16 protein-coding genes and 1 pseudogene are annotated in these 22,762 nt (G+C 71.9%); 9 read left to right on the top strand and 8 right to left on the bottom strand.

The annotated features are described in order from the left end of the window. Positions 1–594 (bottom strand): lasso peptide biosynthesis B2 protein, encoded by a 594-nt coding sequence (locus B446_RS36640; protein ID WP_020937500.1) that lies wholly within the window; start codon positions 592–594, stop codon positions 1–3. A 386-nt stretch (positions 595–980) separates the two neighbouring features. Between B446_RS36640 and B446_RS00860 the strand changes: the two genes are divergently transcribed. Then, positions 981–1,931, top strand: a complete 951-nt coding sequence (locus tag B446_RS00860) for a DUF6424 family protein (RefSeq protein ID WP_337587797.1) — start codon at positions 981–983, stop codon at positions 1,929–1,931. Between the two features lie 75 nt (positions 1,932–2,006). Here B446_RS00860 and B446_RS36645 read toward each other — a convergent pair. Further along, positions 2,007–2,613: pseudogene (locus B446_RS36645) on the bottom strand (hypothetical protein); the annotation flags it as partial. A 628-nt stretch (positions 2,614–3,241) separates the two neighbouring features. Here B446_RS36645 and B446_RS00870 point away from each other — a divergent pair. Then, positions 3,242–3,820 carry a glycoside hydrolase family 25 protein gene (locus tag B446_RS00870; RefSeq protein WP_020937503.1) on the top strand — a complete coding sequence of 193 codons (579 nt, stop codon included), beginning with the start codon at positions 3,242–3,244 and terminating at the stop codon, positions 3,818–3,820. Positions 3,821–5,447: 1,627 nt separating this feature from the next. Here B446_RS00870 and B446_RS00875 read toward each other — a convergent pair. The 6 genes from B446_RS00875 to B446_RS00900 all read right to left on the bottom strand — a co-directional run bounded on the left by B446_RS00875 (position 5,448) and on the right by B446_RS00900 (position 12,541). Beyond that, the gene (locus B446_RS00875; protein ID WP_020937504.1) at positions 5,448–6,653 is read right to left on the bottom strand and encodes an alpha/beta hydrolase family protein; all 1,206 of its coding nucleotides are present in this window, start codon (positions 6,651–6,653) and stop codon (positions 5,448–5,450) included. A gap of 101 nt (positions 6,654–6,754) precedes the next feature. Then, positions 6,755–7,093, bottom strand: a complete 339-nt coding sequence (locus B446_RS00880; RefSeq protein ID WP_020937505.1) for a winged helix-turn-helix domain-containing protein — start codon at positions 7,091–7,093, stop codon at positions 6,755–6,757. Next, positions 7,090–7,773, bottom strand: a complete 684-nt coding sequence (locus tag B446_RS35980) for a hypothetical protein (protein ID WP_020937506.1) — start codon at positions 7,771–7,773, stop codon at positions 7,090–7,092. The genes B446_RS00880 and B446_RS35980 overlap by 4 nt, the downstream gene beginning before the upstream one ends. A 427-nt stretch (positions 7,774–8,200) precedes the next feature. Next, complete coding sequence (locus B446_RS00890) at positions 8,201–9,526, bottom strand: ATP-grasp domain-containing protein (protein ID WP_052352094.1); 1,326 nt, start codon at positions 9,524–9,526, stop codon at positions 8,201–8,203. Positions 9,527–9,613: 87 nt separating this feature from the next. Continuing rightward, the gene (locus tag B446_RS00895) at positions 9,614–10,861 is read right to left on the bottom strand and encodes an MFS transporter (RefSeq protein ID WP_020937508.1); all 1,248 of its coding nucleotides are present in this window, start codon (positions 10,859–10,861) and stop codon (positions 9,614–9,616) included. A 60-nt stretch (positions 10,862–10,921) separates the two neighbouring features. Next, the gene (locus tag B446_RS00900; RefSeq protein WP_020937509.1) at positions 10,922–12,541 is read right to left on the bottom strand and encodes an amino acid adenylation domain-containing protein; all 1,620 of its coding nucleotides are present in this window, start codon (positions 12,539–12,541) and stop codon (positions 10,922–10,924) included. 254 nt (positions 12,542–12,795) lie between these two features. Between B446_RS00900 and B446_RS00905 the strand changes: the two genes are divergently transcribed. From B446_RS00905 to B446_RS00940, 7 genes are all read left to right on the top strand, one after another. Next, positions 12,796–14,052, top strand: a complete 1,257-nt coding sequence (locus B446_RS00905; protein WP_020937510.1) for a condensation domain-containing protein — start codon at positions 12,796–12,798, stop codon at positions 14,050–14,052. Between the two features lie 77 nt (positions 14,053–14,129). Beyond that, positions 14,130–16,529, top strand: coding sequence for an ATP-grasp domain-containing protein (locus tag B446_RS39135; RefSeq protein WP_020937511.1), 2,400 nt, complete (start codon positions 14,130–14,132; stop codon positions 16,527–16,529). A 34-nt stretch (positions 16,530–16,563) separates the two neighbouring features. Beyond that, positions 16,564–18,228 carry a carbamoyltransferase C-terminal domain-containing protein gene (locus tag B446_RS00920; protein WP_020937512.1) on the top strand — a complete coding sequence of 555 codons (1,665 nt, stop codon included), beginning with the start codon at positions 16,564–16,566 and terminating at the stop codon, positions 18,226–18,228. Beyond that, positions 18,228–19,562, top strand: coding sequence for a KamA family radical SAM protein (locus B446_RS00925; RefSeq protein ID WP_020937513.1), 1,335 nt, complete (start codon positions 18,228–18,230; stop codon positions 19,560–19,562). Before B446_RS00920 ends, B446_RS00925 begins: the two co-directional genes overlap by 1 nt. Beyond that, on the top strand, positions 19,559–20,863 hold the full coding sequence (locus B446_RS00930) for a pyridoxal phosphate-dependent aminotransferase (protein ID WP_020937514.1): 1,305 nt from the start codon (positions 19,559–19,561) through the stop codon (positions 20,861–20,863). The genes B446_RS00925 and B446_RS00930 overlap by 4 nt, the downstream gene beginning before the upstream one ends. Beyond that, entirely contained in the window at positions 20,860–21,573 is a 714-nt protein-coding gene (locus B446_RS00935) for a maleylpyruvate isomerase family mycothiol-dependent enzyme (RefSeq protein WP_020937515.1), read from the top strand. Before B446_RS00930 ends, B446_RS00935 begins: the two co-directional genes overlap by 4 nt. Positions 21,574–21,614: 41 nt before the next feature. After that, complete coding sequence (locus B446_RS00940) at positions 21,615–22,748, top strand: acyl carrier protein (protein ID WP_020937516.1); 1,134 nt, start codon at positions 21,615–21,617, stop codon at positions 22,746–22,748. The last annotated feature ends 14 nt before the right edge of the window (positions 22,749–22,762 follow it).

The following is a 22,762-nucleotide window of genomic DNA, read 5'->3' on the forward strand; positions in this document are numbered from 1 at the left end:
TCACCGGCCTCCGCCGTCGATGGTGAGCACCGGTTCGAAGGCGTGCCCCCGCGGATCGGCGTCCGGGATGCACAGGCCGGCGGAGACGGTCCAGGCGTGCAGGGCGAACGGGTGCTCGCGCACGCCGATGTGGAGGACGGCCTGCAGGCCGGACCGCCGCAGCAGGAGGAAGGCTGTCACCGCCTCGGACTTGCAGTCGCCGTCGACCAGCCAGCTGCGGCGGCTGTGGGCCAGGATCGCTCGTTTCAGTCGGCGGACTTCCTGTGTGGAGGGGGTGTCGGCGCGGGCGTACGCCGGGGCGGCCAGGGACAGCAGCCGCAGGACGCGACCGAATCCCACGGTCCGGATGAGCAGATGCACTCCCCGCAGCCAAGGCCCGGCGCCGGCGTCCGTGTGCCGCTGCCGGCGGTCCTTCGCGCACCCGGCGCGCAGGAAGACGGTGACGAGCTCCGCGCGTTCCTCGGGGGTGCCTTCGGCGAACTTGCGGACGTCCGCCGCCGCCATGCCGAGAAAACGCGTCCGCCTCCAGTCCGCGATCAGCGCGCCGTCGGACATCCCGGTGACACGGCAGTGCGGTGACAGGGTCCTTGCCATGGCTGTCAGGGCATCGGCGTCCTCTGTCACCGCGCTTCCTCCAAGGGTTCGCCGTGAACGGCGTCAGGACTGGTAACCGTGACCGTCGTAGAACCCGCCGCTGAAGCCCCGGATCAGACGGCCGTTGCCGAGAAGGACCAGCCGGTGCGGCTGACGACGCCGCAGCAATCGGAGAAACATCGCCCACCTCCAGATCAGGCAGGGCCGATCAACTCCAGGCTACTCCGCCCGGAATGCCCCGCAACCGGATCGCCGGCGCCGGTCATGTCCGGCTTCCACGACCGTCCGCGACAGAAAGTTACACAGCGTCAATAAGACTTGTGAGTAGTTGAGTTGTGCGCCAAGCAGCGCCGCCTGGGTCGCGGCCGGCCGGTGCGGGGAGCACGATGGAGGCAGGGGGATTCCGCCCCGCGAGCCGGCGGCCGGCCCGTGAGGCCGAGCCAAGGAGATCAGCCATGGGCCACCCCGAACCCCGGCCGGGCGGCTTCGAATCGGAGAACCATCCGTGGAGGATCCGCCTCGTCGAACACCCGAAGCGGTTTGAATCGTCACAATTCCGGGCCGCCAAGGACACGGCCCACAAGATCCTCCACGCCATGGAGGACGCTGACCTGCCGTACGGGCCGAGGCCCGTGGACGCGCAGCAGGTGGCGAAGAACTCCGAGCGCTGGGAGATGCACCACGGCGGCAGTCTGTGGGTCAAGGGATCCCGGGGCTGGCTCATGTACCGCGCCCGGGTCGGCATCGAGTGGAGCATGCAGTTCTGCGCCGATCCCGCGAAGGTGGACCGGCTGCGGCAGGACGCCGCCGATCTGGTCGACGCCTTCCCGCTCACCCTGCCCGCGCTCGCGGACCTCGGCTACGAGCGCGCCGAGGACCTGCTGCGCACGCCGATCGAGGACGCCGACGGGGTCGAGGCGTGGACCGACTCCCTGTTCAACTCGTGCGTGCCGCTGAGCCACGGCAACCACCAGGGCATTCTGCCGAGCGTGCCCGGGGAACACCACTACCCCTGGCCGGTGAAGGGCGCCGACTTCGTCCGGTACGACGACTTCCAACTGTGGGTGACCCTGCCCGACGGCACCCACGGCGCCGTCGCGCCGGTGGACCGGCGCGGCTCCGGTGACGGGCACGTCCGGCTCACCTTCGTCCCGGAAGGCAGCGCCGCCGCCCCCACGGTCGCCGAGGCCCAGGACCGGGGCCTGATGGCCGTCCTGCCGGCGAACAGCGACGTGGCCCTGCAGGCCTTCGCCCAGCAGGTCGCCCCCGGCCGGCGCACCGCCTCCGGCCCGCTGTCGCCCCCCGCACGACGGCATGCCGGCCGAAGCTCCCGCTAGCGGGACATCGGGACACCGGTATCCCGCCCGGCCGCTGCCGGCCGTCCCGACGGCCTTGTCCGGGGCGGGTGTTGTTCAGGCGGTGTGGTCCAGGGTGCCAAGGCCAAGGCCCGGCAGGGCGCCCACCGGGTCCAGGTCCGGGTGCCGCGGGGCCACCAGTCGTCCTGTGCGGGCTCGGACTCGTAGGCGGACCACAGGCCGTCGCGGCCGAGGCGGAGCTGGACGTGGCCACGTGGGTGGGTGAGGTGGTTGCGCCAGGGGCGGAACGCGGGGAGGTCGACGGCGAGCAGCACGAGTGGTGGCCGTCAGCCCGGACCCGGGGCAGGCGGCGACCAGCCGCACCGCGTCCTGTCACAGGGTCAGTTCGCCGACCGGGTCGCGGCCGATGCCGAGCAGTGCGTGCGCGCGGGCGGCGGCGTCGGTGGCGAGCTGATCCAGTGCCAAGGGACCCGGGCCGCCGGGTGCCCGGGGGCTGCTCGGGATGCGGCGGCACCGACAACGGCAGCGGCAGCGGCAGCGATGGGAGTTGCGGGGGCGCGAAGGCGTCGGTGGCGCGCGTAAGCCGGGCAGGGACCGGGGCTGCCGCTCCTGGGCGGCCCGGGCCGCGCGGGCGGCGCTGCGCCGGGACAGCGCGTCGGGCAGTTACCTCTCGCCGGCCACGCAGCAGGACGAGCCGGGCGGGTTTCCCGGGTGTGGCGATTGGACCAGGGTGTCGGTGACGCGCAGCAGGCCGCTGGGCTGTGTGCCGTTCAGCAGTTCGTGGGTGATCCGGAGGTCGCCGGTGGTGCAGGTGACGGCCGTGTCGGGGGCGTCGTCGGGAGACGCGTCGATGTCAGCGGGTCGGACGAGCAGGTCGAAGGTGGCGGCCCCGATGCGCGGGCCGGGTGCGGGGCATCGCGCCGACCCACCGTCTACGGCGCAGTGTGTGGTGTCCGGGGTTAGACGTTGACGCGTCAAGTAGTTGACGGTGTGTCGTCCTGGTGAGCTGGAGTTCCGGAGCGGCCGAGAGGCGGCTCGTAGAGGCACGCAACGCGGCGGCATCGTCTCAGCGCCGCCAGCCGCAAGTTGCGGGATCCGTCAACTCGTCAGATCGTGGAAGAGAGACCGTGGAGGACCGCACCGTGCTGGACCGGCGCGCGGACGCCTGGCATCTGGAGCGGCAGCAGCCTCGCGGCAGGCGCGCGGTGGTGACCATGGAGATCACCGGCCGCCGAGTTCGTTGACGTATCCCTCACCGGAAACGGCGGCATCGTCCGCGTGGCCACCCCACGGCGCTCCCTCCAGATCAACGCATCGGGAGGAACACCGCGATGATCAAAGGTCATGACGTATCCGTCTTCCAGGACGCGAACTTCCCCACTGCCGACACCAGTTTCGTATTCATCAAGGGCACCGAAGGGATTTCCTATGTCAACCCCAAGCAGAAGGAGCAGGCCGCGCACGCCCGCGCCGAGGGACTCGTAGTGGGCTTCTACCACTTCCTGCACCCGGGTCACATCAAGGAGCAGGCGGCTCACTTCGTGGAGGGCTCCGCGAGCATCGAGTACGACATGCTGGTCGTCGACTGGGAGACCAACCCAAACGGCACCGCGGCGTCCTGTGCGGAAAAGGACTCCTTCATCGCCGAAGTCAAGCGGCTCGGCGGCGCCGAGCACAAGGTCGGGCTGTACTGCAACCGGGACTTCTGGCGGAACCGGGACACCACCGGTAACGCGGGAGACTTTCTGTGGATCGCCGAGTACGGCGTCACCGCCGGCGAACCCGACATCGAAAGCAAGTGGCTGTTCCACCAGTACACCGACAAGCCGCTGGACACCAACGTGAGCGTCTTCACTTCCAAGGCCGAGCTGGTCGCGTTCGCCGGCGGCATCAACGGCGTGAAGAACTAGAGCCTGACACCGGGCGAGACCTCGGAGTGCGCCCGCCAACGGCGCACGCGCTCAGCGGCCCCCCACCGGGCCGCTTGACCTTCCTACTCCCCGACGGCGATCGATGGGCCGGATGCTACGTGCCAACAAGGGCATCGGTTTCCGCCAGCTGAGACACGCGAGATTGGAGATGCACAATGACAGAGATCGACGCGGCTGTAGTGGACTCGAACGCATCCAGCGCTACGATCCTGGCAACGCTGTTCAACAAATCAAGTCGTACTATCGCCGCTGGCGGCACAGTGCGACTTACGGCAGCTCCCTTTGGGACCGGAAATTCCGCTGATGCGACTTTCGGCTCGATCGCGCCAGGGGGACAAGAGACGCAGCTTATCAATTGGGATTTGGAGAGAGACGATATCCATACCCCATACCCGACGGCCGCCCACTATTTCCTTTCAGCGGAAGGAGGCGGGGCCTGCTCAGGCGGAACCGGTCAAAATCCAGAAGGAATCACAGGAGTTCGATTCTCCATATTTGACTCTGACTGGTCATAACTGCGCCGATCCTGGGTAGGAGGCACCGGCTCCCCGAACAGGCGAATAACGTTCACCCACTCGCCAGAGCCGATGTGTCCTTCAACATAGCATCATCAGGCGGGCGTCAAATTGCAAAGAGGGGGGGCCTCTGGATGCCACAGGTCGGTTTGTCGGCACTCGCAGCATTATGGTTGGCGATAAGCACCTTAATCCCCTGGCACTACCTGCGGAGTTCCCGAGACGGTGGGCACGGAATAAATGGCGGTCCCGTCCGGAGTTAGCGGGGAGATCATGTCTACTTCGTCATTCCAAATGTCGAGCTTCACTCCTGTTGATGGTGAGATCGTCAATCAAAGCTCGACCTCTGTATCGTTCTCATTCTCAAGCGCATACGTAACACATATTAGCGTCGACATATGGTCCGAGGATGACCAAGGCGCAACCTACACTGACAGGCAAGAGACAGATACGAACGGTACCGATGACGTGGACTTGTCGTTTGCCGTGCCCGCCGCCGTTGACCTGCACTACAAGATTACGATCAGTGGCGACCCCAGCTCGAATAATATTGTCTACGTCCGCATCGACTGGTAACTCGTTAGCATTCCGTTTGCCATCCCAGCCCCGTGCACGCCGATGCCCTGGCCCAGAAGTCACGGCACTATGGAGCCGCCAGGCAGGTCCGGGGGAAGCCGCGATATTGCATGTCTCCGAGGAGGGCAAAGGGAGGCAGCCAGGAGTTCATGCGCGTGCCCGCGGCGCTGAGCGAGGGCGCAACGTTCGGTGGACGGCTTTGTCCTGCGCCCAGCCGGTGCTTCCGGCGTCGCTCAAGCCAGCACTCGGGGAGGCCCGGCGCCTGCGCCTGCGCCTGCGCCTGCGCCTGCGCCTGCGCCTGCGCCTGCGCTTGCGCTTGCGCCTGGACATATGACCAGACGCGGCCGCTACGCGAACCCTCGATCGGCCGGGGGGACGACGACGAGCGGTGGGAGCGCCGATCGCGCGATGGAAGGGCTGTGCCGATAGCCGGCCTTGCGAAGGCCTCGCCCGGATGGCGACGGCATTCCTGGCGGTCTTGGTCGGACCGCGCGCGTTGGGCGGCCCGACGCCCCTCACGGGATGAACTTCACCTCCGGGAAGGCCGCGCTCGGGCCGTCGAGCAGAGGTCCCCGGCGGTGTCGCATGTGGAGGTCGAAGAACGCGAGCGGGTAGGCCTGCTGGGTCCGGACCGCCCGAGCCGGATCGAGGGTGCCGATCATGTCCTGGATCTGCCGGCTCGTCATGCCGAGGACCTTGCCCGCTTGCGCGATCAGCGTCACGTCGTCGCCGTACGTGTTGTGGATGGCTCCGTCGGCCTGGATGTTCAGCCGCCAACCACGCAGGTGTGTCCAGAACTCGGCGACGTCCGGCATGGCGGCCCGGGTGAACGAAGCGGTCATCATCATGAACGGCCGGTGCAGGTCGGTGATGATGGTCGGCTGCATCGGACCGTCGATACTGAGCCCGGCGCCAACGCGCTGGTCGGCGAGTATGGTGAGCGCGATGGCGGTGCCCCCCTTCGACCAGCCGAACGCGCCGATGCACCTCGGGTCGAGGGCGCCGAGCAGTCCCTGGGGCAGTGGCCTGCCGTCGACGTCGGGGTTGTGCCCGGCGGCAAGGCCCTCGACGACGTCGAGCACGAACCGGATGTCCGTGGCGAAGTCCCGGGGCCCCAGGAACGGCGGGACCTCTGCCGGAACGGTGAGTCGGCCGTCGGGAAACTCGCTGAACGCGTCGTAGGTGTGGTCGACGGTGACCACGGCGTAGCCGTGGCTGGCGAGTTCCTGGACCATGATGGTGTGGTCGCCGCGATGGCTGCCCGAGCCGTGCGAGTACACGAGGACGGGCAGGCGGCGGCCCGTTCGGTGCATGGGCGCGCCCACGTGTGCGGCGGTGAGTGGGCCGAGGGCGGGATCGAGCGGGAAGCCGACGTCCGCCAGAATCGCCCGCAGCGCACCCTGGGTCATCCAGGGAGCACGCGGCAGGTCCTTCGTCATACGAGCGGGGTACCAGACGCTGGCCATCAGCTCACGGTGACGCCCCGGGCCGGCCACGGGATCCGGACGCGAGGTGTCGACGAGGTGGAGCGGCACCGTGCCCACCGGGTGCGGCCCGGTGGGCACGGGCAGCGTGAGCTGCGACGGACCGGGGGCGGTGGGAGCCGCCCTCGCCTGGCGCGCCGCGCTGATCGGCACCGCGGCCCCGAGCCCTGTCACCAGCGCGGCTGCGAGCAGGCGACGGCGCGTCACGTCCGTCGTGGTGACCGGTGTGATGGTCACGTGTCCTCCCTGGGTCTTGGACGGTGTTCGGCGTGCTGTCCGGGTCCGCCGGACGTCGGTGGGAACCGCTCACGACTCACCGCGGTTCGCCGGGGCACGGATCAGGACTCCGGGGCTGAGCTGCCGTGCTCGATCTGGTGGATGAGCCGCTTGAGCTGCGTGACCTCGTCGCGCAGGGCGCGGTCGCCCGCGGGGGTGAGGGAGAGCCAGGTGCGGGCGCGTTTGCCTTCGTAGCCCTTCTCGATCTCCACCAGACCGGCCTTCTCCAGCACCGACAGATGTTGGCTGAGGTTTCCGGCGGTGAGGCCGAGCGCCGTACGTAGGAAGCCGAACTCGACCCGGCGCGCCTGGTGGGCAACGGTGAGGATGCCGAGGCGCACGCGCTGGTGGACCACGTCGTCCAGGCCGGTGACGGGGTGCTGCTCGGGCTGATCGGTCATGACGCGTTACGCCGGCCGGACAGCTCGGCCAGGCCGAAGCCGAGGGCGCCGAGCAGGAGAAGGACGCCGGGGACGCCGAAGGTGGGCAGAGCGGACCACGGCGAGGTGAACGGGATCCCCGCCCAGCCGGTGGTGAGCGGCACCAGCTCGATGGGCAGGTACACCACGGCGAGCAGCAGCAGGGCGCGGCTGCGCTCCACCCAGGCCAGCACCAGCAGCGGCAGCCCGACGGCCATGGCGTTCCCGGCGAGCCGTTCGAGGAACTTCGTCACCCCGGACGTGGGGTCGAGTTGCAGGCCCCAGAAGTCGAGCCGCTCGCCGAGCTGTGGCATCCCGTGCCGCAGGCTCCAGACCGCGGTGGCACTCGACAGGCCGACCAGGACGATCCCCGTCAGGACGTAGGGCCGGACCCGGGTCCCGACACCGCGGTTGCGGGAGCGGCGGATGTAGAAGCACGCCGTCGCGGCGTAGGCCAGGGCGAGCCCGAGGGGCCAGTAAACCGCCGAGCCCTGCGTGACCAAGGTGCAGGCGCTGCCCGCCGCGGCTTCACCCGCCGGGCAGGCGACGGTCTCGACCTTGAAGGTGAAACGGTCGACCAGGATGCCGCCCAGTGTGAGCACGCCCAGCAGCAGGAGGGGGAACCATGTGCCGCGCTGCGCGGCCCGGACCTTGCGGGCCAATTCACCGAGACCAGCGAGGACTTCGTGAGGCGTGCCTTGCGAAGGCATCGAAGCGTCTGTCATTCAGTCAGCTTTGCATCACAAACTAATTATGGCAAGAAACCTGTGTGCACCCCAAGATCGGATCCGGCGGTCCGAGGTCGACTCCGCCGGGTGCCGACGCGTCCTCGCCGACAAGAGGTCCGGCAAGGACGACCTCCGGCCCGACCTCAAGGCCTGCCACGCCTTCCTCGCTGCCCGCGCCACCCTGGTGCTCGCCCCCCGCTCGACCGCTACGGCCACTGCGCGTGCCGGCAGACGTCGCTCGAGAGGTCGGGGCCACACCGGACCAGGTGGTGACGCCTGGATGCTGCAGGGCACGCCGACCGGCGCACCGAGTGCACATCGCGGACGGCGCCGATCGCTGCCGCTCGCGCGAGCGGCTCCCTCAGTCGGGGCATGGGTCGCCCGACGCACCCTCGGAGGCATCGAGTGGTCTCGGCGTCATGACCACCCGCACCCGCGCCATCGCTCGGGCCGCCGCCTCGTTGACCTCTTCGGCCGTCTTTCCGCGCAGGAGGATGTGGCCCAGGCGCTGGAGGTTGTCGTGGGGGGCGGTCAGGGTGTCGCCGGGTGCCGCGGTGACGGTGACGTCCCGGACGTGGCCGCGCCGGGGTGGGACCTCGATGCTGCCCAGGGTGCCGGCATGTGGTGCGAGCAGGAAGCGGACGGCGGCGGCGCGGCCGTGGTGGCCGGTGAGGTCGGGGCGGATACCGAGGGCCGTCTCGACGCAGGCCCGGGCCTGGTCGACGCCGGTGGCTTCGGCGACCAGACGCATGATGCCGTCGCCGGGTGGACGGGCGCCGACCTCGATGACGTGGGGCCGACCGTGGGGAGTGACCTTGATCTCGGTGTGGGCCAGGCCGTCGCGCAGGCCGAGGGCGGTGACCGCGCGGCTCGTGGTGTCCAGGAGGGACTCGCGGACGGCCGTGGGGAGGGTGGCGGGGACGGTGTGGCCGGTCTCTGCACGGTCAGTGCCGCTGGTGGTGAACTTCTCGGTGACGGCGAGGTGGTGGACCTCACCCCCGACGACGACGGTCTCGACGCTGAACTCGTCTCCCTCGACGTACTCCTGGGCGAGGACGGTGGTGTCGAGGGCGATGCCGTGCGGGAGTTTGTGCGTCTCGGCTCCGGCCCGGCGGACGGCGTCGGGCAGGGCGGCGGGGTCGGACACGACGCTGACGCCGATCGAGGCGGCGTTCTCGGCCGGCTTGACCACGAGCGGGTAGGTGAGCCCGGCTTCCCGGGCGAGACGGGCGAGGGTGGTGGGCTCGCGGGCGGCGACGGTCCGCGGGGCGGGGATGCCGTGGGCGGTGAAGGCCTCGGACATCAGGCGCTTGTCGCGGCAGGCCGCAGCCCGTGCGGGATCGTGCCCGGGCAGGCCCAGGCCGGCCGCGAGGTGGGCGGCGAGCGGGGTGAGGAACTCCCAGCAGGCGACGACGCCGTCGATCCCGGTACGGCGGCAGAAGGCGGTGAGTTGGCGGAGAGTCGCGGTCGGGTCCGTGAAGTCGGGGCAGATGGTGCCGGCGATCAGCTGCCTGAGTTCGGGCGGGTATCCCGCGTACATGTGCGGGTGGGTGACGACGTATGTCTCGGCTCCGAGCGCCGCGGCGGCCCGCAGCAGGGGCTCACCGGCGGAGACACCGGCCTCCAGCACGAGGAGCCGGGGAGCGCGCGCGTTCTCGGCAGTAGGCAAGTCAGTTCCGGGTGCCATGCTCGGTTCCTTCGGTAGCGGGTGTCGCGTGGGTCGAGCTGGGGTGGGCGGTCGGTGGGCTCGCGGGAGCTGGGGCCCGGCGGCCGCTCAGCCCGCCTGCGCGGTCGCCGGTTCCTTCGAGCCGACCTCCGTGCGGGCCCGGATCGACGGTGCGAGTGCCAGTTGACCCAAGGCGGCGAGCAGGCACAGGCCCGCGCAGGAGAGCCAGAGCACCGGGGCGCCGCCGGCGAGCAGTCGGGTGCCGACGAGGGGCGCGAGGAGGAAGCCGGTGCCCCAGGCCATGCCGAGCAGGCCGTTGTAACGTCCGCGCAGGGCGGGCGGGGCGAGGTCGGCGACGATCGCCGCGGTGACACCGAAGACGAGGACCTCGCCGACGCTCCACACCGCCACGGCGAGCCCGTACATCGTGAGATTGGCGGCGGTGGCGACGAGCGTGTTGCCCGCGGCGGCGAGGACGAAGCCGGCGGCGAGCACCCGGCTCTTGTCGAGGGCGGCCAGGCGATGGCCGACGAGGGGCTGGACGAGGATGACGACGACGCCGTTGACGCCCATGATCGCCCCGTACGCGCTGCCGTCCAGGCCGTGGCCGGCCATCGAGAGGGGGAGGGTCGCGAAGGCCTGTTGGAAGACGGTGGCGTAGATGACGACGACACCGGCGAAGGCGAGCATCACGCGGTCGGCGACGACGGTGCCGTAGCTGCCCGTGACGTGGTCGGGGGACGCGGGGTGGGTCTCGGGGACGGCGAACCACACCAGGAAGCCGAAGACGGCGCAGGCGGTGGCGTCCACCCAGAACAGGAGGTGGAAACCGTGGGAGGCGAGGCGGCCGCCCAGGACCATGGCGGCGGAGAAGCCGAGATTGACCGACCACAGGAGCAGGCCGAAGGCCCGGGTGCGGTCGGCGGCGGGGACGGCGTCGGCGACCAGGGCCTGGGCGGCCGGGCGGTAGAGGTCGACGGTGACGCCGACGGCGAGGCCGGCCGCGGTGATGGCGGGCAGGGTCCGGGCCTGGCCGAGGAGCAGGAGCGCGGCGGCGTTCGCGAGCATGCCGCCGGTGAGGGCGGCGCGGCGGCCCAGGCGGTCGGTGAGGAAGCCGCCGAGGGGCTGGGAGATGACGGAGCCGACGCCGACGGCGGTGAGGACGAGCCCGACGGTGGCGAGGGGGACGTCGCGCGTCTGGGTGAGGTAGAGACTCAGGAACGGGCTGACCATGGCGCCGAGTCGGTTGACCAGGGTGCCCGACCACAGGACCCAGAAGGGACCGGGCAGCCCGCCGACGCGGACGCGGACCAGGGCCCGCAGCCGGGTCCGGCGGGGGGTGGCTGTGTCGGGCATGGGTCTCCTCGGTGACGACGGGGGCCCGCGCGGAGGACGGGCTCGGCGGATGCGCCGGAGTCAGTGCGCGGCGGTGAGTGCGGCCCGGTCGACCTTGCCGTTGGGCGTGGTGGGCAGGGCGTCCAGGAGGCGGATCTCGACCGGCACCATGTAGGCGGGCAGGGCGCGTGCGCAGAACTCCCGCAGGGCACCGGAGATGTCGTCGGGCTGGCGCGCGGCGCCGCCGGCGTCTCGGACGGGGGTGGCGTCCGGGGACAGGACCACGAAAGCGGCGAGCCGGGATCCGCCGCCGGGCAGCGGCAGTGGCACGGCGGTCGCGGCGGTGGCGCCGGGGTACTGCAGGAGTCGGCGTTCGACCTCGCCGAGTTCGACGCGGTTGCCGTTGATCTGTACCTGGGAGTCGCTGCGGCCCAGGAAGTAGTACTCGCCCCGCGCGCCCCGTACCGCGAGATCGCCGGTGCGCAGCACGGTCTGTCCGGACTCGGGGCACAGCGGGTCGGGCACCAGGGCGGCGCGGGTGGCCTCGGGGTCGTCCCAGTAGCCGGTGAACAGGGCAGGACTGCGCAGGTACATCTCGCCGGGAATGCCGGGACCGTCGACGACGTGGCCTTCCTCGTCGACGAGGAGGAGTTCGGCCCCCGCGTGGGCGCGGCCGATCGACAGGCGCTCCAGGTCCGCCGGGATCGGGTCGGGGACGTCCTCGAAGGAGCAGGCCATCGACTCGGTGGCGCCATAGCAGTTGACGATCCGCAGCCCGGGGCGCAGCTCGCGCAGCCGGCGCAGTTCCGGCAGGGGGAACTCCTCGCCGCAGAACAGGACGGAGCGCAAGGTGTCGAGCGCGGCGAGGCGGGCGGGTTCGTGACGCAGGACCTGGCGCCAGATCGAGGGGACGCCGTTGACGTGGGTGGCGGCGGTGTCCGCGAGGGCGCGCAGGAAGTGCCGGGGCCAGCGCACGAGGCGCTGAGGTACGGGGACGACGGCGGCGCCGCTGGCCAGGGCGAGACCGATGTTGAGGAGGGAGAAGTCGAAGTGCAGGGGGGATGTGGAGGCGACGCGGTCGCCGGGGGCGGCGATGCGGTGTGCCAGCATGCCGCGGTAGAAGGCCGTGACGGAGCGGTGGCTCATGACAACGCCCTTGGGGCGGCCGGTGGTTCCCGAGGTGAAGACGATGTAGGCGGGGTCGGTCACGCTCGGGGTGTGGCGCCGGGGACGAGCGGGATGCGGGGCCTGCTCGACGGTGAGCGTGCCGTTGTCGAAGCGTGCGGTCCCCAGGCCGGCCGGCAGCTCGGTGCGGGTGCCGGCGCCGGCTTGGAGGTGCAGGGCGGGGCGGGCGGCGTCGATCAGGCCGCGCAGGCGTTCCTGCGGCGTCTCCGGGCTGACGGGGACGAAGGTCAGGCCGGCGCGGGAGCAGGCCAGAAGCACGGCGACGGATTGTGCCCCGGCTTCGGCCTCCAGCAGGACGCGGGCGCCGGGCTCCAGGGCCAAGGACATGAGCCGGCGGGCGTAGGCGTCCACGGTGTCGCGGAGTTCGGCGTACGTGGTGACCGTGACGGCGCCGGAGCCGGTGGGCTCCACTACCGCGGGGTCGTGCGAGGTGTGCCGTCGAGGGTCGAGCAGGAGGTCGTGGAGGAACTCCCCGGTGGCCTCCGGGTGGGCGGCCTGCTCGTCGTACACGGTCACGAGGTCCTTCCGGCGGGGTGGCGCGGCAGCGAGCACCACCAACACGTGAGTTTCCGCATTACGGAAACATGATTCCACTTTGATGGTTCAGAACACTCTCACAACCGGCCGCCACTGGCCACCTCCATCGTCGCGATGCCGCCGACGCCCCTCGGAAATCGGCCTGGACACACCTCAACTCCCTATGACAGCTTGGGTCCTGCACGACGGAAAGGTTATTCCACATACCGGAAGTCGTAGGGAACGGAGTGCGGATGACCGCGACGGAACCACTCTCGCTGGGCCAGCTCTCCGTCTGGCACGACATCCGGGATCTCCCGTCGGGCCGCCGGCACGAGCCGAACAATGCCGCGGTGTGGGCGCTGCCGCCGGGGCCGACGGCCCCCGAGGTGGCGGCGGCACTCACCGTCCTCGCCTGTCGCCATCCTTCGCTGCGCACCCGTTACGACCTGCGTGACCCGTACCACCCGCGCCAGTGGGTCGAACCACCTGGCGCCGACCCCGCACATCTCCCGGTGACCACCGCCGCGGACCACCGCGGCGCCGCCCTCGAACTGGCCCGCCGCCCCTTCGACCTCGGCCGCGAGCAAGCCTGGCGAGCCCAACTGGCCACAGGACCGGACGGCGTGGCGCACCTGCTCTTCGTCAAGCACCACATCGTGGCCGACGCCTGGGCGCAGGAGCTCCTGCGCCGAGAACTCCTCGCCGAGCTGGCCGGCCCCGGCTCGGCGCATCCGGTGGCCGAGCGGCCGGGTCCCGCGCACCTCGCGCGCGAGCAGTACGCCCCGGACGGGCTGCGACGTCGGCAAGCCGCTCTCGACCACTGGGCCAGGCTCCTGGCACGGGCCTCGCATGCCCAGTTGCCGCAGACCGGTGGGAATGCCGGTGAGGTCGTCCAGGCGACCTTGCGTTCGACCGAAGCCCTCGCCGCCGCCCGAACCGTGGCCGAGCGGGCAAGGGCATCGGTGGCGAGTGCCGTCCTGGCGGCCTGGAGCGCGGTCGTCGCCCGGCGGTGCGGCGTCACCTCGGCACTGGTCCAGCTGATGAGCGCCAACCGGTTCGCCGGGCGCTGGAAGGATCTCGTCTCCTCGATGAACCAGTGGGTGCCGGCTCTCGTCGAGCACACCGACACCGATCTGGTGGACCTCGCCCGACGGGTCCACTGGAGCAGTGTCGCGGCTGTCCGGCACGGCATGCACGACGTCGACGAGGTGGCCGCCCTGCGTGCCGGCATGCCTGAAGCACCCAGTCCGGTCTGCGCGTTCAACCACGTCACCCTGCCCCCGGGCGAGGGCCGGGACGAGGCTGGTAACGACCACGCCAAGGCCACGGTCGACCGTGAGACGCCGTTCACCACCCTCGGACCGCGCTGCTACGCACGCTCGACGGACAGCGGCAGCACCCTGTCGGTGCGCCTGACCGCCGCCGGCATCGGGCACGAAGTGTGCGCCGACCTCCTGTGGGAGCTGCACGACACGCTGCTGGCCGCGGCCCGGCGGCCCGGACGCTGACTCCCGGCCCCGCCGCGTCCAGCGGACCCGCCCGACTCGACCGTCCAGCGAACGTACGCCCGCGCCAAGGAGATCCCGTGTCCGACCACGTCATCGTCATCCACCGCTGGACCGACCGGTACGCCGACTACGCCGCATACCTCGACCACACCGAACACCGCGTCAGCTACGTCACCACCGAACTCGCCACAGACCACCTCCCGACCGAACTGGCGGCCGCCGTAAGGCTGGTGGACAGCACGGAGGACGAGAAGGCGGTACGCGAAGCGGTGGGCTCCCTGATCGAGCACATCGGCGAGCCGACGCGGATCGTGGCGCTCCAGGAGACCGACCTGGACCTTGCCGCCACCCTGCGCGACGAATTCGCCCTGCCCGGCCCGGGAGTCGAGGAGCTGCGGCCGGTCCGCGACAAACTCCTGATGGCGCGGCGGCTGACCCGCGCCGGGGTGGCGGCGCCGCCCACCGCCGAGGCGCCCCACCACGCCGCCGTGCACGCCTTCGCCGCGGTTCACGGCTGGCCGGTCCTGGTCAAACCCCGGCGCGGCACGGCGAGTTCGCACGTCACCAGGATCGACACGCCGGACCAACTCGCCGCCTACGCCTTCCCCGCCGGCATCGACATGATCGTCCAGCCCTGGCTGCCGGACGAGATCCTGCACGTGGACGGCGTCTACACCGGACAGCGGCTGGGTGTCTGGCGGGCCTCGCGCTACCTGAACACCTGCCTCGACTTCACCACCGGCCACGCCCTCGGCTCGGTCGAACTGGACGACGCCGCCCTCCTCCAGCGCGTCGGCGCCCTGACCCAGGAGGCCGTCGCCGCTCTCCTGCCGCACGCCACCGTCTTCCACCTGGAACTGTTCCTCGGCGACACCGGCGAGCTCACCGTCCTGGAACTGGGGGCCCGGCCCGGCGGCGCCGAGGTGCCGTTCGTCTGGCGCGAGGTGCACGGGGTCGATCTGATGGCCGCCGCCTTCGCCCACCAGACCGGCACACCCGACCCCACCCCGGCCGCGCTGCCCACGGGCGGCCGGGTGGCTGGCTGGCTGCTGGTGCCGCCGTCGGTGCCCCAGCCCTGCCGGGTCACCTCGGTCGACGTGCCGGACTCCGGTGCCTACGCCCACCGGGCCCCGGAGGTGGGCCGGTCGATGGACCGGAGCGGCTACGAGCACGCCGGTGTCCGTTTCCGCTTCTCCGGCGCCGACTCCGCGGAGGTCGAGGCCGCCGTGCTGCGCACCGCGCGACAGACGGTCCTTGTGTGCGAGCCGGTGGACGCCGCGGCGCCGCCCCGGCTCGTCCTGGTCGGTTGCGGCAATCCGCCCTACCGCGCGTACGCCCTCCAGGCGCTGGCCGCGACGACGGAGACGGCACTGGTCCAACCACACGAACCCGACTGGCAACGCGCCCACATCGGCGACCGGTTCCTCGCCGCCGACACATCGGACGCCGACGCCACCACCGCCGCCGTCGCCGGTCTCCTGACCGGCCGTCCCGGCCCGGGCGCCGTCCTCACCTGGGACGAGACCTTGCTGGAGACGACCGCCGAGGTGGCCCGGCGCCTGGACCTGCCGCACCTCACCCCCCGCGCGGTACGCGCGTGCCGTGACAAGCTCACCACCCGCCGCATCCTGACCGCCGCCGGTGTGCCCTCCGCTCGCTTCCGCCACACCCACGACCGCGCCACGGCCCGCCTGGCCGCCGAGGAACTCGGCCTGCCCGTCGTCGTCAAGCCCCGGTCCCTGGCCGGATCGGTGGGCGTCACCCTGGCCGACACCCCGGAAGAGGTGGAGCGCGCCTGGGAGCGCGCCTGCACCTCGTCGTTCCCCGGCATCGACCCGCTCGCCGGGGCCATCGTGGAGGAGTACCTCACCGGCCCCGAGATCAGCGTGGACTGTGTCGTCGAACAGGGCGTCGTCCGCGTCGTCAACGTGGCCCGCAAACGCCTCGGTTTCGCCCCGTCGTTCGAGGAGGTGGGGCACCTCGTCGCTCCCTGGCGCCATGAGCCGTGGGCCCTGGACGTGGAGACGGTCGTCACCGCCGCGCACACCGCCCTGGCACTGCGCACCGGGGTCACCCACACCGAGTTGCGTCTGACCCCGGCCGGGCCCCGCGTCGTCGAGGTCAACGGCCGTCTGGGCGGCGACTTCATCCCCCTGCTCGGACAACTGGCCACCGGTGTCGACCAGGTCGCCGCGGCGGCCGCCCTGGCACTGGGCCGGGCCCCGGCCCTCACCCCGAGCCGTGACCGCTGCGCCGAGGTCCGCTTCCTCTACCCCGGGTACGACGCCGTCGTCCGCTCCCTGGACGTGCGCGGCGCCGTCGCCGGGCCCGGCACCGTCCTGCGGTTGCCGCCGCACGGCATAGTGCCCCGCCTCGCCGCCCTGATCGCGGTCGGCGACACCCCCGAGGACTGTGCCGCGGCGCTGGAGCGGGCCCGGCACGAGGTGCGCTACGCCCTCCAGCGGTTCGGCTCCTGACCCTCACCCCGCCTCCGAAGAAAGAGAACGCCGTATGTGGATCCTGGGCGTCAACGCGCCGCCGGCCGGTCACCACGACACCGCCGCCTGTCTCGTCGACGGCGAGGGCCGAGTCGTCGCCTTCTGCGAGGAGGAGCGGCGCAACCGCCGCCGTCACTCCCTGTACCGCAAGCCGCGCGGCGCCGCCCGCTTCTGCCTGGAGCAGGCGGGCATCACCGCCGCCGACATCGACGTGGTCGCCGTCGGCTGGGACGACGAGCAGCTGTATCCCGGCCGGTTCGCCGACGACGCCTCGTTCCTCGCCTACGCCGTCGGCCTGGACTTCGGCGACCGGCTCCCCGAGGTGGTGCGGATCGGCCACCACCAGGCGCACGCCGCCTCCTCGTTCTACGCCTCCCCGTTCAAGAAGGCCGGGGTCCTGGTCGTCGACGGACACGGGGAGAACGAGTCCTCCAGCATCTGGACGTACGAGGACGGCCGCGCACCGCGGCTGGAACGCAGCTGGCAGCGGACCGCCTCCCTGGGGTACGCGTACGACGCCGCCTCCACGTGGCTCGGCTTCTCCTTCCTCAACGCCGGCAAGACCATGGGCCTGGCCGCCTACGGACGCGCCGGCGGCCTCACTCCCGAGCCCCTCGTCTCCTTCGACGGCGACGACTTCCGGCTGGTCCTGGACCCCCTGCCCGAACGGGCGGGACGAGCCGACTCCGAGGAGATCAAGGAACAGTACGAGAAGGTCGTCGCCCGCTGGCGGGGCCTCTACAGCCGGATCGCCGGCGCCGACGGACCCGGCGCGCCCGAGGAGCGCCTCGCCGACGACCCCCGCGCGGTGCTGGTCGCCTACACCGCACAGCGCCTGGTGGAGGAGACGGTCACCCACCTCGCCTCCCAGGCCCGCAAGGCCGCCGGCGTCGAGGACCTGTGCCTGAGCGGCGGTGTCGCCCTCAACTGCTCCACCAACGGCACCCTGCCGGGCCCCCTCTACGTGCCCCCGGTCCCGCACGACGCCGGCGTGGCCCTGGGTGCCGCCTGGAGCGTGCGCCCGCCCGGCCCCCGCACCGAACCGCTCACCCCTTACCTGGGCGTCGACGTCCTCACCGGCGGTCTGCCCCTGGACGACACCGGTGACCTGGTGCGTAGCGCGCTCGACACCGACGAGCTGACCGGCCTGCTCCTGGCGGGGCGGATCGGCGCGGTCGCCCAAGGCCGTGCCGAGGTCGGGCCCCGAGCCCTGTGCCGACGCTCCATCGTCGCCGTGCCCGACACCGCGGACGTCAACACCCGGGTCAACGCGGTGAAGAACCGAGAGCAGTGGCGGCCCTTCGCCGGGGTGACCCGGGCCGAGTACGGGGCCCTGTTGTGGGAGCAGCAGGAACACCTCAGCCGCTACATGCTCGGCGCCGCACGCGTCACCGACCTGGGTCGTCAGGTCGCTCCCGGCGTCGTCCATGTCGACGGCACCACCCGCCCCCAGGTCCTGCTCGGCGACGAGGCCCCGGCCGTCGGCGCGGTTTTGGACTCCCTCGCCGCCCAGGGAGCGCCCCCGGTGCTGCTCAACACCTCCTTCAACGACAAGGGCGAACCGGTCGTCGACACCGCCGCCGACGCGCTGGCCGCGTTCCGCTCCATGGACCTCGACTTCCTGGTCCTCGGCGACGAGCTGTACCGCAAGAAGGCCTCGGCGGGAGGGGGTCGCTGATGGCGGCCGGCCCGACGGCCCCCGAGCGGTTCCGTGCCTACGGGCCGCGCCAGCTCGACGACATCGCCGCCCGTCACCACCTGCCCGGGGAGATCCGCGAGACCGTACGCCGCATCTCCCTCGTCCTGCCGTTCCGGGTCAACGAATACGTCCTGAACGAACTCATCGACTGGGACCGCGTACCCGACGACCCGATGTTCCAGCTCACCTTCCCCCAGCGCGGCATGCTCCCCCTCGCCGACGAGGAACTCCTGGGCAAACTGTCCGCCGACCCCGGTGACAAGCTCCTGCTGCGCGAGGCGATCGCGGACATCCGCGCCGGCCTCAACCCCCACCCGTCGGGCCAGCAGCGGTACAACGTGCCGCACCTGAACGGCGTCGAAGTGCCCGGTCTGCAGCACAAGTACGGCGAGACGGTCCTGTACTTCCCCGCCCAGGGGCAGACCTGCCACGCGTACTGCACCTACTGCTTCCGCTGGGCCCAGTTCATCGGCGACGCCGACCTGCGCTTCGCCGTCCCGGACCCCGGCGGCCTGCTCGCCTACCTCGGCGCACACCCCGAGGTCAGCGACGTCCTGGTCACCGGCGGCGACCCCATGGTGATGACCACCGAGCGGCTGCGCCGCCACCTGACGCCGCTCCTGGCCGTGGAGTCGGTCGACACCATCCGGATCGGCACCAAGTCGGTGGCGTACTGGCCACAGCGCTTCACCACGGACACCGACGCCGACGACGTGCTGCGCCTGTTCGAGGAGGTGGTGGCCGCCGGCAAACAGCTCGCGGTGATGGCCCACTTCAGCCATCCTCGCGAACTGGAGACCTCCCTGGCCCGGCGGGCCCTGGCCCGCATCCGTGCCACCGGTGCCGTCGTCTACTGCCAGGCCCCCTTGACCGCCCACGTCAACGACGACGCGGAGGTGTGGGCCGCGCTGTGGCGGGCCGAGCTGGCGGCCGGCGCGGTGCCGTACTACCTGTTCGTGGAGCGGGACACCGGACCGCACGAGTACTTCAAGGTGCCGCTGGCCCGCGCGGCGGACATCTTCCGGACCGCCTACCGAACCCTTCCCGGGCTGGCCCGCACCGTGCGCGGCCCGGTCATGTCGGCCACGCCCGGCAAGGTCGTCGTCGACGGCGTCGAGGACACCCCCCAGGGCTCCTTCTTCCGGCTGCGGATGCTCCAGGCCCGCGACCCCGCACTGGTCGGTCGCCCCTTCAGGGCCCGCTTCTCGTCCGAGGCCGCCTGGCTGGACGAGCTGGAACTGGATCCTGCGACCCCGGCCGACATCGCCGCCGCCGTCCGCGGCGGCACGCTCGCCGAAAGGAGTCCGGCATGACCACCGCCGCGCCACCGCCCCCCTCCGCGAACCTCGCCCTGAACCAACTCGTCGCCGAGCGGCGGGCCGCCGGCGAGACGCTGGTGCATCTGGCGTTCGGGGAGGCACGCCTGCCCCTGCTGCCGCAGCTCGCCGAACAGCTGGCCAAGGGTGCGGCCCGCGCCGCGTACGGTCCGGTCGCCGGCGGCGCGGGCGTCCGGGCGGCGGTCGCCGGGTACTTCGCCCGGCGCGGCCTGCCCACGGACCCCGGCCAGATCGTCGTCGCTCCCGGCAGCAAGCCCCTGCTGATGGCACTGCAACTCGCCGTGCCCGGCGATGTGCTGCTCCCCCGGCCCGCCTGGAACACTTACGCCCCGCAGGCCACCTACGCGGGCAAGCGGACGATCGGCGTGCCCGTGCCCGACGAGTGCGGCGGCGTGCCCGACCCCGCCGCACTGCGCACCGCGATCACCCGCGCCCGCGCCGCCGGCCGCGACCCGCGGCTGCTCGTCGTCACCTTGCCGGACAACCCCACCGGCACCCTGGCCCCCGCCTCCCTCGTGCGTGCGGTGTGCGACCTCGCACGGGCCGAGGACCTGGTGATCGTCTCCGACGAGATCTACCGGGACGTCGTCCACGACCCCTCCGCGACCGGGTTCCTCAGCCCCGCCGAGGTCGCCCCCGAGCGCACCGTCGTCACCACCGGCCTGTCCAAGAACCTCGGCCTGGGCGGCTGGCGGATCGGCGCGGCCCGCTTCCCCGCCGCGACGACGGGCCGGCGCCTGCGGGACGGGGTCCTCGCCGCCGCCAGTGAGCTGTGGTCGACGCTGGCGGGACCCATGCAGCAGGTCGCCGAATACGCCTTCGCCGAGCCCCCGGAGATCGTGGAGCGACTGCGCGCCGCGGCGCGGCTGCACGGCGCCGTGGCCCGCGCCGTGCACCGCATCGCCGTGGACGCCGGCGCCCGCTGCCGCCCACCGACCGGCGCCTTCTACGTCTACCCCGACTTCGAGCCGCTGCGGGCCGAGTTGACGGCACGGGGCGTCACCGACTCCGCCTCGCTGGCCCACAGACTCCTGGACGAGTCCGGCGTCGTGGTCCTGGGCGGCCATCTCCTGGGCGACGATCCCGGCGCCTTGCGCTTCAAGGCCGCCACCAGCCTCCTGTACGGCGACGAGAAGGAGCAGGAGGAGGCGCTCTGCGCGAACGACCCCGTCCGCCTGCCGCACATCTCCGACCAACTGGCGCGGATAGCCGCCGGTTTCGCCCGTCTCACCGGCCGTCCGGCCTCCGCCCACCCCCACCCGGAGGAGGCACGATGAAGGAGATCGCGCCCGACGCCACGTCGTTCCACGCACTCGCCGCCGCGGCCGACCGGTTGCTGGCCGCTGTCGACGGGCTCACCGACGCCGGCGCCGCCGCCCCCTCGCGCCTGCCCGGCTGGACGCGCGGTCACGTCCTGAGCCATCTCGCCGCCCAGGCCCCGGCCCTGGAACGTCTGCTGACCTGGGCCCGGACCGGCGTCGAGACCCCGCAGTACGCGAGCCGCGCGGCCCGGGACGCCGAGATCGAGAGCGGCAGCCGCCTCCCCGCCGCCGCCCTCGTCTCCCGGGTGAGGGACAGCGCCACCCACTGGCAGGCCACGGTCGAGTCGCTGCCCGAGAGGACCTGGGACGCCACGATCCGCCCGTTCACGGGCGAGCTGTGCACCCCGCGCCGCATCCTCGTGATCCGACTGCGCGAACTCGCCCTCCACCTGGTCGACCTGGACCTCGGCCACGAGATCGACGACATCCCGCCGGGCGTCCGCGACATCGTCCTGGACGACGTGCTCGGCTACTACGCCCAGGCCGACGGCCTACCGGCGTTCACCCTGCGCGACGCCGACGGCACCCCGGTCGCGCGGTTCGGGGACGGCGGACCCGACGTCTCGGGGAAACCGTCCGACCTCCTCGCCTGGTTGAGCGGCCGCTCCGACGGCGCCGCCCTGACCGCCCCCGGCGAACTGCCGGACCTGCCCCCGTGGATCTGACCGACGCCACCGCCCCCGCACCCAGGAGGACCGCGACCCCGATGTCCGCTATCCCCGCCCCCGGTCCGCTGCCGCTCGACGGCGTCCGCACCGACCTGCTCGACTGCGTACAGGTCAACCTCGCCGTGCTCGCCGACCACTTCCACGGCACCGGCACCCATCTGCGCCTGGGCGCCCGCCTCGATCTGCCCCTACGCCTCCTGCCCGACGGGCTGCCCACCGCCGACCCGGCTCTGGACGACCGGCTGAAGAGCGCCGCGCCGCAGGCCGGCCTCGACCCGGTCCGGCGCGCCCACCTCTCCGGAACCGCCCTGCTGGACGAGTCGGCGCGGCACGGCGGTGTCCTGTACGTCGTCGCCGACGCCTTCCACCTGCCCTGGCTGCCCTACCACGGCAACGCCCACATGGAGCACAGCTTCCTGCTCGTCACGGGGCCGGAGGGCGTGCACATCACCGACGGCTACCGCATCGAGACACGGTGGGGCGCCGCCTCCCCCGGCACCCACGTCCTCGACCCCGCCGCTCTCCGCGGCCTCGACTCCGCCGAGGCCATCACCTTCGCCCCCGTCCCGCCCGCCCCGGCCACCCCTACGGTCGCGGCCTATGAAACCGGGCCCTACCTGACGGCGTACGCGACCTGGCCGGACCGCGCCCGTGCCCTGGAACAGCTCTCCGCCGAGACCTGGCTGCTGGCGCGTGCCCGCAAGCTGCACGCCGCCCGCCGCGCTCAGGTCGCCGGCCACACGGTGGAGAGCGACGCCGAGCAGGCACACCTCGCGGCATGGGACAAGCTCGTCGAGCAGACCTACCTGGCCGCACGCCGCGTCGGCCGAAGCCGCGCCGAACCGCCGGGCACGGTCGAGCGCCTGCGTGAACTCCTCGCAGCCGACCACGAGGTGTTCGCCGACGCGCCCGTCGCGACGGACGGCGACGCCGTCGACCCCGAGCTGCGCCGTCGCGTGGCCGCCGTCGCCGCCGGCGTCCTCGACGTCCCCTCCGAGGTTCTCCTGGCCGACGCCGCCTTCGACTCCCTGCCCTCCTTCAGCTCCTTCCGGCTCGTCGAGATAGTCGAACGGGTCGAGAGCGAACTCGGCCGCGAACTGGACGCCGACGAGCTGATCCCCGAAAACCTGCGTCGGGTCGACGACCTGTGCCGCATCGCCCGCCCGGCGTGACTTCCCGAAAGGAA

This window comes from Streptomyces collinus Tu 365 (assembly GCF_000444875.1).
GTDB lineage: Bacteria > Actinomycetota > Actinomycetes > Streptomycetales > Streptomycetaceae > Streptomyces > Streptomyces collinus_A.

Excerpts from the sequence above, each read along its gene's own strand:
- B446_RS36640 (WP_020937500.1), bottom strand. The coding sequence starts at position 594 with ATGGCAAGGACCCTGTCACCGCACTGCCGTGTCACCGGGATGTCCGAC.
- B446_RS00860 (WP_337587797.1), top strand. The coding sequence starts at position 981 with ATGGAGGCAGGGGGATTCCGCCCCGCGAGCCGGCGGCCGGCCCGTGAG.
- B446_RS00870 (WP_020937503.1), top strand. The coding sequence starts at position 3,242 with ATGATCAAAGGTCATGACGTATCCGTCTTCCAGGACGCGAACTTCCCC.
- B446_RS00880 (WP_020937505.1), bottom strand. The coding sequence starts at position 7,093 with ATGACCGATCAGCCCGAGCAGCACCCCGTCACCGGCCTGGACGACGTG.
- B446_RS00890 (WP_052352094.1), bottom strand. The coding sequence starts at position 9,526 with ATGGCACCCGGAACTGACTTGCCTACTGCCGAGAACGCGCGCGCTCCC.
- B446_RS00895 (WP_020937508.1), bottom strand. The coding sequence starts at position 10,861 with ATGCCCGACACAGCCACCCCCCGCCGGACCCGGCTGCGGGCCCTGGTC.
- B446_RS00905 (WP_020937510.1), top strand. The coding sequence starts at position 12,796 with ATGACCGCGACGGAACCACTCTCGCTGGGCCAGCTCTCCGTCTGGCAC.
- B446_RS00920 (WP_020937512.1), top strand. The coding sequence starts at position 16,564 with ATGTGGATCCTGGGCGTCAACGCGCCGCCGGCCGGTCACCACGACACC.
- B446_RS00925 (WP_020937513.1), top strand. The coding sequence starts at position 18,228 with ATGGCGGCCGGCCCGACGGCCCCCGAGCGGTTCCGTGCCTACGGGCCG.
- B446_RS00930 (WP_020937514.1), top strand. The coding sequence starts at position 19,559 with ATGACCACCGCCGCGCCACCGCCCCCCTCCGCGAACCTCGCCCTGAAC.
- B446_RS00935 (WP_020937515.1), top strand. The coding sequence starts at position 20,860 with ATGAAGGAGATCGCGCCCGACGCCACGTCGTTCCACGCACTCGCCGCC.
- B446_RS00940 (WP_020937516.1), top strand. The coding sequence starts at position 21,615 with ATGTCCGCTATCCCCGCCCCCGGTCCGCTGCCGCTCGACGGCGTCCGC.